The sequence below is a fragment of the Phocaeicola vulgatus ATCC 8482 genome, from assembly GCF_000012825.1.
Classification (GTDB): Bacteria; Bacteroidota; Bacteroidia; order Bacteroidales; family Bacteroidaceae; genus Phocaeicola; species Phocaeicola vulgatus.
Genome location: NC_009614.1, coordinates 4,515,445 through 4,533,347, shown reverse-complemented (window position 1 = coordinate 4,533,347; position 17,903 = coordinate 4,515,445). Strand labels below are relative to the sequence as shown.

The window sequence follows — 17,903 nt, the reverse complement described above, 5'->3', positions numbered from 1 at the left end:
ATTGTTATAATTGTAGTAGAAATACTGCTGCTTTTATGTTTTATTATTGCGGTATTGTCAGTATGCGGTATCTACTTACTGATTACCTTGGTGAACATAGCAACAATCATATCATTAGTGCTATTCTTCGCTGCTTGGTATTATTAAGATTAATCGAGGGCGATTATATCTGTGGTGGATCTACCTCTTCCCATTCCGAACAGAGAAGTAAAACCCGAAAGAGCAGATGGTACTGCAATGCGATGCGGGGAGTAGAAAGTCGCCCATTTTTATATTAGAGAAAGGAATAATAATGGACATTAGTTCTATATTATGGGGCTTCATAGCCTCTTATTTGGCAGGATCGTTACCTTCTTTGAGAGAATTCATTTCAACGAAGGATAAAACAACGTTGGATGAAAGGATTGAACAATGCTATCAGACAGCATTGGGACGATGGTGTGCAAACGATGCCGTCAGGCAGCGCATTGCCCAAAAACACTTTAATGACCTTAAACAAGTAAAGAAACTTTACTTGACAGAAAAGTGGGAAAAGGAGGGCGTGATTCTGAGTAGTCTTGCTAATTTATGGATTGAGGAATTAAGTAAGGATGAAGAAGTATCCTATTATATTACCACACAAGGAATTATTTTGAAAGATGAAAAATTAGACAAATTGACTGCGTCCCTGACAAATCAAGAAACTAGGAATGGGCAACGGATACGTAGAGGACTGACAAAACACAAAGCGGTAGATGGCTATATTCGCCGTTTCTGCACGTCTGACCAATCGGAGAACAACTTCATATATTACGTGCTTGGGAAAAAAGAACGTCATACATTGGCTGACTATGTTACGGGAGTAGAGGAGACTTCTACCAATAAGATTGTTCTGTATAGCAGTGCTCAGACAGGTAAGACAACAGAACTGAAACAACTATGCTGGGAATTGCAGCAAAGTGGTCTTTACCTTCCCGTGAGCTTTGAGGTTAGAACCAATACGAAACTTAAGAGAGACGATTTGCCGGAATCACAATACGTAGATGGCAGGGAGGTAGTTCTCGTAATTGATGCGCTGGATGAGGTAAACGGCCAGAAATATGAAGACTTGCTGGAGGAAATAGGAGGTTATGCTTACGAACACCCAGAAATGAAAATGGTGCTCTCGTGCCGTAGTAACTTCCGCAGGGAACGCCAATTGGAGTTATTTACAGAATTGTTTCTGGAAGAGTTAAGTATAGACGATGCCAGAGACTATGCTGCCAAACGTGAGGTTAATAGTGATAGGTTTATGAGAAGCGTCTTTGCCAATCAGTTGGAAGACTTCATCAAGAATCCTTTCTTCTTGAGTGTATTGATTGATGCATATAAAGGAAAGGGGAAACAACTTCCTAAGACCAAGGCGGATATATACAAACTATTTATAAAAAGCAGTTACGATAAAGAGGTAAAAGAAAAGAACGTATCACTATCTGCACAACATAGTTTTGAAGAGTCTGTTCGGCTACTGGAAAGAGTAGCCCTTGGGCTATCACTGATGAATGCCCAAAGTCTGAACAAGGAGGAACTGCGTATATGCTTGCAAAACGATGATAACAATGTGGAAGAATGTTTGCGATATGATCTTATTCGCGATGAGGGAGGTCAGTATTCATTTGCACACAACGCATTCCGCGAATGGCTTGTTGCCAATTATTTGAACAGATATGGTATAGAAAGAGCTAAGCAACTAGCCACACATCCCAATGGACGTATCAAGCCAGAATGGTATAACATCATTATGCTGTGGCTGTCAATGTATGGGAAAGATAAGAAAGAAGAAGTGTCTGCCATATTAAAATGGTTGAAGAAAGCCAGTCTGGATTTAATCATCTACATTGACCGAGATATGCTAGACTATGAAACTCGAAACGAAGTGTTCAAAGGGCTTTTATTGGAGTATAAATCGCTAGGCATTAGAATGTCGAACATTATGACGCACGATTATGAGGATTTGTGGCGATTTGCATATTCGACAGATACAGTGGGGTTCGTTGTGGATGAATTAAGTGATACAGAAACAGGAACGACTTATTATTCAGACTTGATGTGCCTGTGCTATTTCCTGAAATGGGATAGTTTGAAGTCTGATAGCGCTGATTTGACTGAAAAACTTTTCAGCGTGTTGGAGAAAAAGACAGCTGAATCACTAGAGAAAGAAGATAAATACCACGATTTGTCATTCTTGTATTTCGATAATCCCTTTTTTACTCAGCAGACCTATTTAGAACGCTTGTTTGCCATTGTAAAGGACTCAAACCACTATGATGCCATCAAATCGATGATAAGGCTGATAGGGGAGGCGGACAAGGCCGATGGATATATAGACTATATACTCGATAAAGAAGGGTATGTTCATAATCAACACAAGGGACATACTACACATATGGTAACTCGAACGCCCATCTATACAACCCTTGCCAAAGTTCGTTCTCTTCAGAGTGTAGAAAAAATCCTTACTCACACGTTCTATCATTCCCAATATGAATATCATGATGAGCAGGAAGAATATTCCAACATGATAAAAGGAGTGTTTGGAAGGGCAAGTGAATTCATCAAACAAGGACATACAGAACTGATAGGGATTATAGAGGCTTATTATAAAAAGGCCTTTAAAGAATATCACCGTCATTTTGATAATAATAGACAGACACAAGAATTGTTGATGGTTATTAGGGATTGTTATTTGACCGCCAGTTTACGAGAAAAAGGAAGAAAGACCTTTTATGAGAGACAGGCAGAACTGTTTGCTCCAAAAGAAGAATCCTCGAAGTGGGAAGATATCAGACAAGCCTATATTATGGCTGCTTTATGGATGACGGCAGAAGATGTAAAGGATGATTTTAAGAAGTTTGCAGTAGACAACAGTACAGACTGGGCCAAGGCCAGTTGGTATCAGGAAATACCCTATGCCGAAGTGGCGGAATGTGCAGAAATACTTTACAAGGAGAAGTTTCCACAGCCTGAAATAATAACCAAAGGGCGGGAGAGACGGCAACAAGCATTTATGGATTTTACAGAGTATCCTGTATTTAAGCAGATTGTGCTAGAAATGGTGACAGGATTGGACAATCATAGTTCCAGAAAAGAGTTCTATAAGAAACTGCGCGATCAAGACGAAGGATACAATCAGTATGCTTTCAGTTTTTTGTTGCTTTTCGTTGATGACAATAATTATTACAATATTGGAGAGATTGTCAAAGGTGTTAAGAACATGGATATTTATGAATCTTTCTTCATGAAGGAAGTGTCGGGAATGATGGATAGGTCTGATATGGATGTGTCTGTAACAGAGGAAATCAAGATTCGGGTTGTAAAATGGGCTAAAGCATCTGTCTTGAAACTGAGCGATGGAGAGCCCATATTCTTCTGGCGAGAAGCCTTGGGACTAATGCTGAAGGGTGAGTTTGAGATTCCTTCTGAGAAACTGCTCTCACTGCTTTGTTTTGGCAGTTATACAATTTCCAGAAAGGATTTTGATGAATATTATAGCCGTGAGTATTCCTTGTTTGAATATATAACAGAGAGAGTAGATTCTGTAACCCTAGCTCCTAAGGTGATAGAAAAACTACGGGCAAATATTGACAATGCAGAATACCCTTTGTTGTATTCATTCTCGAACTATATCATAGAAAACCAAATAGAGGAGGGGTATAGTCTTGTGCTTTGCTTCGCATTGTCTGGTTATTCATTGTCTGCAAACGTAATGGAGACTCTTGTTAAGAAAGGAATGAAAATAGAAGAGATAAAGAAAGCTGCATCGGGCTTGAAAGTGTCTGACAGACTATTCTGTTATTCAACACTTATAAGGAATACGCAGGAATCGGTTTGGGTGAGAGAAAGGCTGGAAGGAGAATACAAGAGTTTTAACGGATATGATTTAGAACATGCGGTACGTCTGTTGATAAGTATTGGCAGCATGGATGCGCTGGACTATCTTGTGACGCGCCCAGAAATGATAAAATATAGGGATGACTACCACTTTAACTATGACAATCCAAACGCCATTTCATCGCTATGCTATTTTATCCGCTACTGCTATGAGCATAAGATTGATGGTCATTTTATGCTGAATAGTATACTTAATTCTTTGGAAAGGATTGCCATAAAAAGCAAGGATGTATTGATGGAGGTGACGCAATACTTACGGCAGTTAACCCAAAGGGGCGAAATGTATAAATATCTGAACCGCTATATTATCGGGTTTGAAGATAAGTACTATGCAGCTTATTCTGGTATTAGCGATATCAATGAAGCTATGCGTATAGCAGATGGAGGACGCTTAACGAAAACAGAAGAGGAAAAAGCTGAAGAGATTCCGTGGAGAGAGGATGAAGGTATTTACATATCTTACAATTGGGAAGGTCATTCAGCACATATAGTGGATTATCTTGGATTTGTATTGGAGAATAGAGGGATTCCTTTTAAGTTGGACAAGAAAGATTGTCCTTATACGGTCAACATCAAGGAGTTTATGAATGCCATAAGGGCTGGGAAAACTGTAATAGTGGTACTGAGCAGGCCTTACTTAAGATCGAAAAACTGTATGTATGAACTATCGGGCATTATGGAAAATGTCAATTATAAGGATAGGATGCTGCCTGTGGTGGTTGATGATACGATAAGAGATGACGATTTCTATGTGGAACTGGTTAAGCATTGGAAAGAGAAGAAGGATAAACAAACAGAGATAGTAGAAAAGTTACGGGACCTTGATCCCGACATGGCTGAGCCTGAAGAAATGAAATTGAAAGAGATAGAGCAAGTGTATGGTCTGTTGAAGGTTATCAAAGAATATATAGATTGGGCAAATGCTGACAATTTGGATGCGTTAAGTTCGTCGCGATTTAAGAAGATCATAGACGAGATATATAAAAGAAGGGGGATAGAACATGAAGATATATCTGGATAATAATGTGCTTGTTGATATAGAATCTGGAAACACAGTCCAAAATTCTGTGTAAATGGAAACAGGATTCAGCTGTAAGTTGATTTTATATCTGGATTCTGTTTTCAAACATAAGCATAAATTGATTCATAATCAATCCCCAGTTATGAATAGGCTGTGTCCATTTCTTCTCAATCTCCATAAGCGATAGGTATACCATTTTCTTTACAGCATCATCTGAAGGGAATGAAAGCTTTGATTTTGTGTACTTTCTGATTTTCCCATTCAGGTTCTCAATGAGATTTGTGGTATAGATTATCTTTCTGATTTCCAGCGGGAACTGGAAGAAAACCGTCAGGTCATCCCATTTGTTCCTCCATGAAAGTATGGCATAAGGATACTTTCCTCCCCATTTCTTTTCCAGGTTGTCAAGTTCTGCAGCAGCAACCTCTTTGTTGGGCGCATTATAGATATTCTTCATATCTGCCGTAAACTCTTTCTTGTCCTTATAAACGACATATTTACAAGAGTTTCTGATCTGATGTACCACACAGATTTGAGTGAATAACTAGGGAATACGGTACGGATGGTATCCGTAAATCCATTCAGATTATCGGCATAGGTAATCAGTATATCCTGCACTCCACGAGCCTTTAAGTCGGTCAGAACGCCGATCCGGAAAGAGGAACTTTCCGATTTGCCGACCCACATGCCAAGGACTTCTTTCAGGCCGTTCTGTTTCAGACCGACACAAAGATAGACGGTCTTGTTTATAATCCTGCCGTTATCCCGTACCTTGACGACAATACCGTCCATCCGGACTATCATATAAACCGTATTCAAAGGTCGGTTCTGCCACTTCTGGGCAGCTTGGTTTACCTCGTTTGTAATGATGGAAATGGCAGATGTGGAGAACTATATTTCATAAATCTCACGCATCTCTTCCTCTATGTCGGAAATACTTATCCCTTTGGCATATAGGGAGATAACAAGTTCTCTATAGAAAGCCCCGGCTTTCATGCTTGGGGACTGCTATCGGTTCAAACTGACCGTTGCGGTCACGCGGAATGGAGATGACAGATTCTCCATGTCCTGTATGAATCTTTTTCGGATAACTGCCATTCCGAGAGTTGCCGGTGTTGTTTCCTGCCATGGAATTTTTCTCATACCCTAAATGGTCATCCATTTTACCTTCAAGCATTTTCTCCAATACCTGGGCATGCAATTGCTTGAGGAATTTGCTTACATCGGCTTCTGTCTTGAACTGGCTGATAAACTCCTTACTTAACACTTCGTCAGGTACTGCTTGATTCTTTTCTTTCATAATCTTCTTTATTTGGTAAATGTATAAAATAAAAAATACGGAACGCTATTTTGAACCCCCTATTTTCCATTTACACAAAATATTTTATAGTGCCTTTTTTAGCCAACATCCCTTAGAAATGGTTCTTTTACATAGTCATTGTTTTTGTTTATTTTCTTCTTTTTCTATGATTTTGCATACCTTATCTACCTCTTTTAGTGAAGGCATAATCTCAGGGTCTATCCATGTAAGAAAATCACTGATTATCGTATACATACCCTTCACATAAGAAAAATCACATTTTCTGTTTACAAAACATATCGGCTCATTATGATTGATGCGGTTACGCAGTTCACGAACTTGTACTATAATATCGTTAATCTCCTTACGTCCGAATCCGGGAGGCAGTTTCTTGAAAATCCGGCAGGGTACACCAGCCAAAAGCGCATAGTGGTGTGTTTCATAAAAGCTATTCCAGAAGCCCAGGGTCTGTTCAGCTATTACTCTCCCAGTCGTAACCCTGACACCCCGATCGGCAATTTTCTTTTCTGCTTTCAGAACCTCTTTCAATATATAGTCATTGGTAACTTTTTTCTTTGTCCGCTTGTTCGTATATGTCAGAGAAGGAGCAATCATGAATCCGGTTTTCTGGTTGATAATCCAGTTACCATCGGAAAAATGGTGTGCCAGCGCATAATGCAGTTGGTTACGTAATATAACTTCAAATGAAGACAGTAACGGATGAAACGCTTGTGCTATTTTCATGTTGGCAAAATAGAGCATGACTGCCTTGTTTTTGTTGCGGTTGGTCGCCCTGTAATATTTGGCGACCCTCGAATTGGAATATAATCTGACTACTTTTTTATATTTCATTTTGCATATTCAAATAAAAGTCGTACCTTTGTATCGTAATGCTTGGTAAAGCCTCTGTTGTCAAAACACGTAACCAAGTTAAGGATATACCCGTTCATCAAGAACGGGTTTTTTCGTTTGTGGCCATCCTTTTGTTTTATAATACAAAAGTACGAATAAAAAGTGATAAACAGAAAAATGTAGCAAAGTTATTGGCAGATAGGCGTTTTAGGAAGATGGCTTGAAAAAATGAAAGACAGAAAAGGCAATGAAAAAGCCAATATGAGGATACTCTATGAAATTATAAAGGTTATATAAATCTTCAATATCTCATAAAAGATTATCCTGAGAAATATATGCCTTTGGATTTTGAAGCAATCAAGAATTCTAAAGACAGATTTGTTATAGTAACCAGTATGTATTACCGGTGAATCTGAGTGTTTTGAAGAACGGACAAATAAAGAACGCCTATTGGATATATGTCAGGCATCCTGTTCACTCACCATTTTATGTCCTGAAAAATATATAGACGGTATCCCTATGTTGGATGGAGGTGTATGCGATTCTATACCAGTATGTCGTGCTAGGGAAGATGGCTTTTTAAACAATGTGGTAATTCTTACAAAGCCCAAAGAATACAGGAAGCCAAACAAGAAATTCTATTTGCCGAAGTTCCTTCTACATAAGTACCCCAAACTGAGACACCAGCTGGTGATGCGTTATATCGGCTATAATGAAATATTGGATTATATCGATGAACTGGAAAACAAAGGATATGTTTATGTTATTCGTCATAAAGGCGACATGAGAGTGACAAGAACTACAACAAACTATCATTTGCTAAAAGAACTTTATGACGAGTGTAGAATGGAGGGAGAGAAATTAATACGTGATATGGAACTTATTTCTCAAATTTCCTTTGCAGCAATTTTCAGGTATTTGCAGGAATTTTCATGAGGTGTCCAACATGTCAACGGGCGCATATTTATCACTTTTGCAGTTTTTGCATGAGATGCCATATATGTCATTTTCCCATTGCCATTTGGTCGCAAAATTTAGGGACAGGAACGATATTTGAGCCAAATTTACCCTTTAAAACTGGTTGTAACAAGTTTCAAATGGAAAGTGTTAAAAAGAAAAAAGAGGCCATCTCAAATTTATTTTGAGACAGCCACCTCTCTTTCTTCTGATATCGGTTTGTTGGACTTGGCTGGATTTTATTGGAATATCTTCTATAACGTATCCTTATTAAGTTTCATATGATAAAGCAAAGTATGCAAACTAACGTTGAATCCGAGTCTTTGCTAACACCTGTTTTTTGCTGATTTCTTTATATGAGACTTCTTTCTGCTGAGCTGATTTATAATATCCGGACTTAAAGTGAGGATTGCACTTTTTTAAAGAAAGTCAATCAGTGTGCTGTTAATCCCTTATTCCTCCATACTCTCATATTCCTCGAATATCCTCTCCATAGTATCGGACATATCAAGTGCGTTGATTACATATTCTCCCGTATCGTTGTCTGTAGCCATCAGTGAAATGATTTTTCCTTCATTTACACGATATACGGCAATGTCGTCCTTCTCCAGGAAAGGGTAGTTTTCCCTTGCCTTTTCAAAATATCCGGCACGCAGCAGTACATTCAGATGATTGACTATATAAGGGCTGTGGGTCGATACCATCAGTCCTAGTTTGCGGTCTTTTTTGTTTTTATGGAATACCTCTTCTACTAGGTTGCTCATAAAGGCTCTTTGATCTTCCGGAGCAAGACTAAGTTCGACTTCTTCTATATGGATATGGACATACTTTCCCAATTTGTTCCGGTTGATTCCCGGAGTGAATTTTGTAAGCAGGTCCTGTTTGTACAGATAGTTCAATACAGAACGTTGGAAAGCGTCCTTGAATGAGAACTCTTGGGCGAAGTAATGAACAATTGCAACCAATGGAGCTGATGTCTGGATACCGGAAGATGCGTATCTCAGTTCTATCGGTACAGCATCATTCTGCAAAGATTCAATGGTAAATAGTTTAGGTCTGTTGCCTGATTTACGGACTTTCATTTTCAGATTCAGATACTCCAGCTTCTGTTCTTTAATGACATCCGTAGCATCATTGAAGTCATTGAAGGTTTCGTGAAAGAAGAAGCCCAGGTTTTCTCCCTTTACTGAGACTGCTTTGGATGCCCATATAGGAATCAGGCTTCTCATTCCGGAAACATAAGCTTCTTTGAAGAATATCAAGTCCTTGTCCGGTATGTTAATGTCAGACTGCAGACCTCTGTTGGTATATTTCAGGGTATATTTGTTCCCATTAATTTCCACGGTGTAATATATTTCGGTCTGTGCTGTTATCATTCCCTTCAGTCCATCATGTAGCAGTGAGTTGAAACGGAGCTTGAATGGAGAACGGGTGATTTTCGCATTTTTCAAATACGAACGGATATTTACCATTTTGTAGATGTAACGCATAAGTACTATTACTTTCATAATTATACTCTTACCACCGGCTGACTTGCCTATGAATACGGTCAATGGCTTGATATCATCTATTTCCACTTCTTTCAATGGACCAAAATTCTTTATGATTATAGATTCTTTCATGATAATCTTGTTCTTTTCTATCTGACAAATATAACGCTAATTAATGGTTAACAGATGCTTATATTGTATTTTTATCTTGCTAAATGCTTTGTCTGTTGTTTTACACGGCTGCAATCATTATAAGACATTACCTGTTTTCTTGTATTTTAGTGGGTAATGTTTAAATTTGTAACCGAAATATATTGATTATGTTTAAATTCTCTGAATCTACAAAACGGAAACTGGGTAATGCTATAGTGTATATAGCATATCATACATCAGGTCTTTGTAGGAACAAACTATTGAAACTTCTGTATCTGATGGAGGAACATATGGCTCTGAAATATCATGTTCCATTCATCGGCATGCCATATGAGGTGTGGCAGGCAGGTCCTGTGGCAAAGGATGTCTTTATTGACCTTTCAGACGTACCCTATATTTTGAAAGGCTTTGTCAGGACAGAGTTCAGGGACGGTGGAATTTTTATTGAGGCTATAGCCGATTTTGATGACAGTGAGTTCTCTAAGTGTGAAATAGAGATAATGGACTATGTTCTGGTCAGATATGGTAATATGACAGCATCAGATCTGTTTTTAGAAACCTGTAAGAAGGATAGCCTGTGGTATCGGGCAGCTGTCCGTACCGGGTTACTGGAAACATTCAACAGGCAGGAATGCAATAACTCCGACCTGCAGATTAACTTTGCAGAGGTAATGTCCGATAGTTCGGCAGAGGTGTATTGCGAGAGCTTGAATATACGGCAGACTGCAAATCTTTTAAATGTAGAATTTTATGTTTGAAGGTGTGCCTGTTTCTAGGGGCGTATGGTACGATTTAAATGAGATAACGAATTGTTATTGGCAAGTGGAAGTTAGTTGTTAAATTTTGGTGAAAATTCATTATTCGTAGAGAAAAAGACTGGCTCTATCTTACTATAAGCAATCCATAGATGTGACTCCTTCCTTAGTGAAACCGATAAATGATGGAATATCTACTAATTCGACTTCAGCAATTGTGGCCTTCAGTTTTTCAAGCGTACCGGTAATTTTAAGATAAAGCGTTTCTTACAATTTGTTTTTCGCGGATATAATCTATCATTTCCTTATTAGCTTTCCCGGCCCTTGCAATATCTATGATGGTAATCAGATTCTTTTGAGGATTATCCTTAATACGTGCCCTTGCTTCTTTCCATGCCAAGTCGTGTGACAGGTCTGACAGGTCATAAGGATCTGTATCCTTATATTTGGTAATGGCAGCATCCAGACAACGCTTGTCTGAGCCTGAAATGTAGTTCATATCAGGTTTGGCAGAAGCATAAATTTTCTGTTCATGCACTTCTATTCCGGCAAGGAAATCATTAAAGCTTTCTTCTGTTGGCTTTTCTTTTACAGCCTGTAGGACCCTATAAATATAAGTCGGCGCCGGACCATACTTCAATGCCATAAAAGAGTCTTCTATAAGTACCTTTCCATATTTGACAAGATAATCCTGTTGTGCAAAATAAAGAATTCTAAAAAGCTTTGCACATTCAACTCCTTTGGGGAAACTCTGCATAATATAGAGTAATACTGTCTTTATTTTTGTAATCTGTATAAAAGTTTTCATTTTTATCTATTATAACCGATGTATACTCCCAAATATAATCATTTATTTAAAAACAATAATCTTTGGTTATAGTTTTTATGATTGTAATACCTCCTAATAAGTCTATCCTTCCTGTTTTAACTTGTCGTACTTCCTGCCGGTAGTTTCTTTCTGTGAAGTTCGGATAAGAAATATTCTAATTCTTATAATATCGTGTTTTCAATAAAATATTAATTTTGCAAAAACGAGGAAAATCAGTGTTTTGTCCTCTTTCTCCCGTATCTGATCTTTCTGCGTGATAAATAATTATTTTACTATTCAACCTACCGGAAATAACAAATCGTATTCAAATAGAATTATGACTTGATATTTTACCGAATAAAGATTAGATTTGTATGGTACTTGACACAATGACACTGGAGGAGCTTATAAGAGAAATCAAGACAGATTTTAGTGAAGTAAAAGGACGATGGAAGAACTACGTACGGAAATTCAGGAAAACAGCTCAAAAAAGGACAATGTTCCCGTGGTTGTGGGAAGCGAATATCAAGACACGAAGATTCAACGAATGGTACATTTCTTTTTATGCAGAGTCGAAAAAAGAGGTTGGTATTTTGAATCCCACATTCACAATGTTATTCAAGTATAAAGGACAATTATTGGTAGGTGCAGTAACAAACGACGTGGTTCTTATTTTTACTGGGCATTTTTTTGACAGATACAAAGAAAGGTTCTTTAAAATACATAAGGACAGCCGTCCGGTTACAAATCGGGAAATAATGAAGGTGTTCTTCCTGTTCAACAGTAACTATTGTTTTTACAGCAAAGAAAAAGAGGAGAATGTAAGAGGTTACTGCTATGACGGAATGCTGTTAGGTGACTGGATTGGAGAAGAAGGTGGTTTCGTGAAAACATTCATATCAAGACAGGAGATGAAGATGAATCAGTTTGTTGAATATTTTGAATTTTTTTAAGATGTGGATTATAGAAGATATGTTCAAATCCAGGAAAGGTTTTGAACTGAAGAATTCACTCACTGAATACATACCGGATACATATTTTGAATATGGAGAGTGGGACAAGTTCCTGTTTGAGCGTGATAATCTGAGACTGATAAAGGCAGCGGAGGAAAGCCAGGAGATATACATGAAGAACCGGGAGGAATATAGAAGATGTTTTCAGCTGATAGACGCAGTCAATATCAATATGTTTGAAAAGAGAAAACATATTTAGGTATATTATAATAAAAAAATATTCAGAATTGTAGCATATTGGGGAATACCTAATTTTGCTCGGACTATTAATTTCTTAAATAGCTGCATAAAATATAGTATCTAATGATGCATAATGGCTGTGAGGTTAAAGATGTTATGCAAATTCCTCGGGACTTGTTTTATTATTAGTGTCTGATAAATATATTTGATGGGATGATTATAAATATTGTTTTTATGTACAAGTCCTTTCTCTAAATTGAGATTGCTTTATAATTGTGTATATATCAATAAGCTATAAGGTAATCGAAAAGTTTTATTGGACAGCAATAGTTTTATTTATATAAAATTAGTATCTTCGTTATGTAGGGTAAAGAGAGTATTCCTTATAAACCTTCTTCTTCAGGTGTACTTGATATCCTATGCCCTCTTTTAAAAGAGGGCTTTTTTATTTGATAGTATTATCTTAAGATTGGTGATATATGCTTATAAGAACATCTAAGCCATATCTTATTAGAGTTTATATCTAATAGTTGATTAAAGCTATCTTTGGAATATCTTTGAAGTATAAAAAGCTTGTTGCAATATTCTTCACACCCATAGAGACCGGTGCTTGCAGCACCGGATTAACTCCGGATTAACTCCAGTTGAGTTTGAAACTTTAATGATTACATTTAAGGGACATTTACTGAATGTCTCTTTTTAAACTTGGAACCGTAGATCTGACTTATGTAAAAGTAAAAATAAATATTTCAATAGAATATTATTTGTTTCTATAATAGAATATCATCTGTTGTAATTTCTGACCCGAATATTTTTAATGTATATATTTGTTTATCAGCGTTATAAAATTTGAATATATTCGAGGCTGAGAAATAAAAAAATATTATTCAGACATCAAATATTTATGATTTTGACGGATTTTATAGAGAAAATCTCAAAAATACATCGGGGGACATAATTTTGTCCCCCGATGCCACTATAGAGGACAAACTGGGGACAAAAATGAGGAAAACATATGCTAAAAAGAGAAAATATGGTTCTCAAAACAGCTTATTTTCCATCTATATAAGTCATTTTCTATCAGAAAATTATAGGTTTTGACTGTATAACTATCTGATAATCAGATAGTTAGCTATTTGCCGATGCAAAAGTTTTGAAATATATTTTGCAATGTTTCTTCCGAGGTTATACCTCCTTCTGCAACAATCTCACTTAGTTCGTGGATACATTGTCTTAAATCCTCACTTACCAAATCTCCTGATAATTCCAATTGCAATCCTTCCTGTACTCTATGAATAGAATCCAATGCTCGTGTTAATGCTTCGTAATGGCGTACATTTGTAATGATAATATCGTTTTGGTTGACTTCCGGTAAGGCAGCTGCCTGTACTAACTTCTTTTCCAGGATCGTTATATTTTCCCTTTTCTTTGCTGAGATAAATAGTTTTTCCACTTTCATGTCAGCAAATATGGCTGACAACTCTTCTTTTTGTGTTGCTAGTAACAGATCTGACTTATTAAATAAAATAATCATCTTTTTCCCTTCGCAGTGTGGAAGAATGTCGGCTTTTAATTCTTCGAACCGCCTTTGGGCATCTGTAGAGTCTATCATCCATAAAATGACATATGCTTGGTCCATCTTTTGGAAAGTACGTTCTATCCCTAGATTTTCTATTGTATCGTTCGTTTGACGGATTCCAGCTGTATCAATAAATCGGAATGTGACACCTTGTAAATTGATCGTATCCTCTATTACGTCACGGGTTGTTCCATGGATATCACTGACAATGGCTTTTTCTTCATTCAGCAACGCATTCAGTAAGGTAGATTTTCCGGCATTCGTTTCTCCGATAATTGCTACAGGAATGCCATTCTTGATTGCGTTTCCTACACTGAAAGAATGAGCTAGCCGGGCAATAACTTGTTCGATATGGGTAGCTAGACTGCTCAGTTCGTCACGATTGGCGAATTCTAGTTCTTCATGATCACTGAAATCCAGTTCTAATTCCATTAACGAAGTGAAATGAAGTAATTGGTTACGCAGGTTAGAAAGTTCTTTACTGAATCCTCCGCGCATCTGGCTCATGGCTAGGCGATGGGTGGAAGCAGACGATGAGGCTATCAGATCGGCCACAGCTTCGGCTTGGCTCAAGTCCATTTTTCCGTTTAGAAAAGCACGTTGGGTGTATTCACCTGGTAGAGCGGCACGACATCCATTATAGATCAGGAGTTGTATAACTTGCTGCAGGATATAAGATGAACCGTGACACATGATTTCCGTACTGTCTTCACCGGTATAAGAATGGGGGGCGCGGAACAAGGAAATTAAAACTTCGTCAATTACTTCTTCTGCAGAAGAAGTAATTGACGAAGTTTTTTGTAACGTTTCACTTTTTTCTTGCGGAATTTCACTTGTTTGTTGGAAAAGTGTATTATTAATTTTTCGCTTTGGGGAACAAATCTTTCCGAAAGTAAGAGTATATGGTGCCCGTTCTGTCAGTGGCTTGCCTGTGGCGGGTGTAAATATGCGTGACGTTATTTCAATCGCTTTTGGGCCAGATACACGAATTATTCCGATGGCTCCTCCCTGGGCGGTGGCAATGGCACAGATTGTATCTTGGTTTATCATTTTCATTTGGTTAATAATATAATGTTTTAGCTACAATGGCTGTTACTTCTTCTAAATAACGGCGGTCTGTTTCATCAAAAAAGTTTAATAGATTACTGTCAATATCCAATACTCCCTTTACTTGTCCATTAGCAAGAATAGGAACAACAATTTCAGAGCGGGAAAGAGAACTGCAGGCTATATGTCCGGGGAATTGTTCTACATTGGGCACTATCAAGGTTCGGGCTTCTGCCCATGAGGTCCCACATACTCCCTTTCCTTTATGGATGCGATAACAGGCGGTGCTTCCCTGAAAAGGTCCTAAAATAAGTTGGTCGTCTTTAACCAGATAGAAACCTACCCAAAAAAAGCCGAAGGCTTCCCGAAGAGCAGCAGCAGTATTGGCCAAAACACTTATTTCTTCTTTTTCATCTGATATTAAAAGTTCAAACTGAGGGAGGAAAAGACGGTAACGTTCTACTTTATTACTAGTTGTTTGTTTGAAACTGGTTTCCATATTTTTATTTGTTTTATGAGGGGACATCTTGTTGTTTTTTTACAAAAAATGGTCTTCTATGAAGCGATGTCCCCTGTTAGGTAAAAAGAGTTGGCTTATTCTGTAAAAAATCTGTTTATGCCAATCTTCTTCTGGATGATAATAAGAATAAGTATTGATAGATGATCCGGTGAATCTTATCCATATTATATAGACACCTAAATTGGGAATTATATTCTTTCCAAGACTTTTTCTATCAAACCATCAATAGAGTTTTTATAGCCGGTATTGGCTTCCTTTATTAGTCGGTTGGCAATCACCATACATACAGTCATGGCTTTGTGTCCCATCAGGCGTGCTAATCCGGCAAGGGCGGAACTTTCCATTTCAAAGTTAGTGATGCGATAGTCATTGTATTCAAATTTCTCAATCTTTTCATTCTGTTTAGGATCGGCCAATGGGATACGGAGTTCTCGTCCTTGCGGACCAAAAAAACCTCCTGCGGCGATAGTTACGCCACGGACCATATCATTTTGCGCAATGCGGTCTATTAATTCCCGGTCGGCATCAATAACGTATGGGTGGGCGATGCATACATTACCTTCCCACCCCATGTAATCTATAAAAGCTTGTTCTAATTTCAGATCGCAAACCTCATTGCGTCCGGCGTAGAAATTAAGCAGTCCGTCAAAACCGATAGACTTTTCAGAACAAACATAGGTACCAACAGGAGTATAAGGCTGTAATCCGCCACATGTACCGATACGTACTAATTCCAATTGGCGCAAGTGGTCTTTTTCATAACGGGTATTGAAATCAATATTGGCCAAAGCATCTAATTCATTCATCACAATGTCTATATTGTCACAACCTATACCGGTGGAAACTACGGTGAGACGTTTTCCTTTATAAGTACCGGTAATGGTCTTGAACTCACGGCTTTCTATTTCACATTCTTTAGTATCGAAATGAGAAGCTACTAATGCTACACGCCCGGGGTCACCTACTAGAATTATTTTATTTGCCAACTGTTCAGGTTTGATATGAAGGTGGAAGATAGAGCCGTCGGGATTGATAATCAACTCAGATTCTGCATAATATTTTTTCATAATCTTTATTTTTGTGGTTAATGGCCAGTATAATTAATGTTATATTTCTTGTCTTTTTAATGAGTATGCAAACAGATTATTTCCTAGATGTAGATGTTACGGATTTATAAACTTTCATTGATATTAGCATTATCAAGAGAAAAACAGTTCCATTCGCATCCAAGAAAAATATATTAATCGTTGAATACTAGTTTTATTTACTTAATGGCTCATTACCGAAAGTTGTTTCGGGTTTTGCAATATTTTCACGCATGGAGGTATCTGCTTGTATATTCTTCATGCGGTAATAGTCCATAATACCTAGGTTGCCACTACGGAATGCTTCCGCCATGGCCTTGGGCACTTCGGCCTCTGCCTGAATTACATTCGCGCGTGCCTCTTCTGCTTTGGCTTTCATTTCCTGTTCCAAGGCGACGGCCATTGCACGGCGTTCTTCTGCTTTGGCTTGTGCAATATTCTTGTCGGCATTGGCCTGGTCTATTTGTAAAGCAGCTCCAATATTTCTGCCTATATCAATATCAGCTATATCAATAGACAGGATTTCGAAAGCCGTACCGGCATCTAAGCCCTTGCGGAGTACTAATTTAGAGATAGAATCAGGATTTTCCAATACGGATTTGTGATTTTCGGACGATCCGATAGAGGACACGATACCTTCACCAACACGTGCTAGAATCGTGTCTTCTCCAGCACCTCCTACTAATTGGCGGATATTGGCGCGTACGGTGACACGAGCTTTAGCTATAAGCTGTATGCCGTCTTTGGCTACAGCGGTAACGGGAGGGGTGTCAATAACCTTAGGGTTCACTGACATTTGCACGGCTTCGAATACGTCACGACCGGCTAGGTCAATACCAGTTGCCATTTGGAAAGACAGTTCGATATTGGCTTTGGACGCGGATACTAGTGCGTGCACTACTTTTTCCACATGCCCGCCTGCCATATAATGAGCTTCCAATTCATCTCGGGTTATGTTGCTTAAGCCGGCTTTGTGTGCTTCAATCATTGCCGGGACAATGACATAAGGAGGGACATTACGGATGCGCATTAAGAATAATTGCACCAATGAGATGCGTACCCCCGAAACTTTGGCAGACAGCCAGAGGAAAAATGGGACATAATGAAAGAATAGTACCACGAAAATAATTCCACCTCCTATAAGGATGAAAGGAAGATAGTTGGGTTCGATCATAATAATCAGTTGTTTAAAAGTAAATATTTATATTTGAACAGCTCAATATCAAGTTTTTGC

General features: G+C 38.1%; 12 protein-coding genes, 1 rRNA gene and 1 pseudogene. 6 read left to right on the top strand and 8 right to left on the bottom strand.

The window, feature by feature from the left end:
- Positions 1 to 155 precede the first annotated feature (155 nt).
- Both rrf and BVU_RS18360 read left to right on the top strand, forming a co-directional pair.
- A 5S ribosomal RNA gene (gene rrf / locus BVU_RS18365) occupies positions 156 to 268 on the top strand.
- A 24-nt stretch (positions 269 to 292) separates the two neighbouring features.
- Positions 293 to 4,930, top strand: coding sequence for a TIR domain-containing protein (locus tag BVU_RS18360; protein ID WP_012055805.1), 4,638 nt, complete (start codon positions 293 to 295; stop codon positions 4,928 to 4,930).
- 82 nt (positions 4,931 to 5,012) lie between these two features.
- Here BVU_RS18360 and BVU_RS21915 read toward each other — a convergent pair.
- Both BVU_RS21915 and BVU_RS18340 read right to left on the bottom strand, forming a co-directional pair.
- A pseudogene (locus BVU_RS21915) lies at positions 5,013 to 6,230 on the bottom strand (IS256 family transposase).
- Between the two features lie 135 nt (positions 6,231 to 6,365).
- Positions 6,366 to 7,082: an Abi family protein gene (locus BVU_RS18340; RefSeq protein WP_008142193.1), complete on the bottom strand. Its 717-nt coding sequence runs from the start codon at positions 7,080 to 7,082 to the stop codon at positions 6,366 to 6,368.
- Positions 7,083 to 7,532: 450 nt separating this feature from the next.
- Here BVU_RS18340 and BVU_RS18330 point away from each other — a divergent pair, with 450 nt between their 5' ends.
- Positions 7,533 to 8,018 (top strand): DUF6363 domain-containing protein, encoded by a 486-nt coding sequence (locus BVU_RS18330; RefSeq protein WP_005839421.1) that lies wholly within the window; start codon positions 7,533 to 7,535, stop codon positions 8,016 to 8,018.
- Between the two features lie 473 nt (positions 8,019 to 8,491).
- On the opposite strand, the gene BVU_RS18325 is transcribed toward BVU_RS18330, so the two are convergent.
- Positions 8,492 to 9,661, bottom strand: a complete 1,170-nt coding sequence (locus tag BVU_RS18325; protein ID WP_012055803.1) for an ATP-binding protein — start codon at positions 9,659 to 9,661, stop codon at positions 8,492 to 8,494.
- A gap of 188 nt (positions 9,662 to 9,849) precedes the next feature.
- Between BVU_RS18325 and BVU_RS18320 the strand changes: the two genes are divergently transcribed.
- A complete protein-coding gene (locus BVU_RS18320) occupies positions 9,850 to 10,440 on the top strand; it encodes a Panacea domain-containing protein (RefSeq protein WP_005839416.1) in 591 nt (196 codons plus the stop codon).
- Positions 10,441 to 10,687: 247 nt separating this feature from the next.
- On the opposite strand, the gene BVU_RS18315 is transcribed toward BVU_RS18320, so the two are convergent.
- Positions 10,688 to 11,245 carry a Panacea domain-containing protein gene (locus BVU_RS18315; protein ID WP_005839414.1) on the bottom strand — a complete coding sequence of 186 codons (558 nt, stop codon included), beginning with the start codon at positions 11,243 to 11,245 and terminating at the stop codon, positions 10,688 to 10,690.
- A 374-nt stretch (positions 11,246 to 11,619) separates the two neighbouring features.
- Here BVU_RS18315 and BVU_RS18310 point away from each other — a divergent pair, with 374 nt between their 5' ends.
- Positions 11,620 to 12,198, top strand: coding sequence for a hypothetical protein (locus BVU_RS18310; RefSeq protein WP_012055802.1), 579 nt, complete (start codon positions 11,620 to 11,622; stop codon positions 12,196 to 12,198).
- A gap of 19 nt (positions 12,199 to 12,217) precedes the next feature.
- Positions 12,218 to 12,457, top strand: a complete 240-nt coding sequence (locus BVU_RS22915; protein WP_224205351.1) for a hypothetical protein — start codon at positions 12,218 to 12,220, stop codon at positions 12,455 to 12,457.
- A 1,113-nt stretch (positions 12,458 to 13,570) separates the two neighbouring features.
- Here BVU_RS22915 and mnmE read toward each other — a convergent pair.
- The 4 genes from mnmE to floA form a co-directional block, all read right to left on the bottom strand.
- Positions 13,571 to 15,064, bottom strand: coding sequence for a tRNA uridine-5-carboxymethylaminomethyl(34) synthesis GTPase MnmE (gene mnmE, locus BVU_RS18305; RefSeq protein WP_032934854.1), 1,494 nt, complete (start codon positions 15,062 to 15,064; stop codon positions 13,571 to 13,573).
- 13 nt (positions 15,065 to 15,077) lie between these two features.
- A complete protein-coding gene (locus tag BVU_RS18300; protein ID WP_012055800.1) occupies positions 15,078 to 15,563 on the bottom strand; it encodes a GAF domain-containing protein in 486 nt (161 codons plus the stop codon).
- A 209-nt stretch (positions 15,564 to 15,772) separates the two neighbouring features.
- Complete coding sequence (locus BVU_RS18295; protein WP_005839407.1) at positions 15,773 to 16,651, bottom strand: nucleoside phosphorylase; 879 nt, start codon at positions 16,649 to 16,651, stop codon at positions 15,773 to 15,775.
- A gap of 193 nt (positions 16,652 to 16,844) precedes the next feature.
- Complete coding sequence (gene floA, locus BVU_RS18290; RefSeq protein WP_005839405.1) at positions 16,845 to 17,843, bottom strand: flotillin-like protein FloA; 999 nt, start codon at positions 17,841 to 17,843, stop codon at positions 16,845 to 16,847.
- Positions 17,844 to 17,903 lie beyond the last annotated feature (60 nt).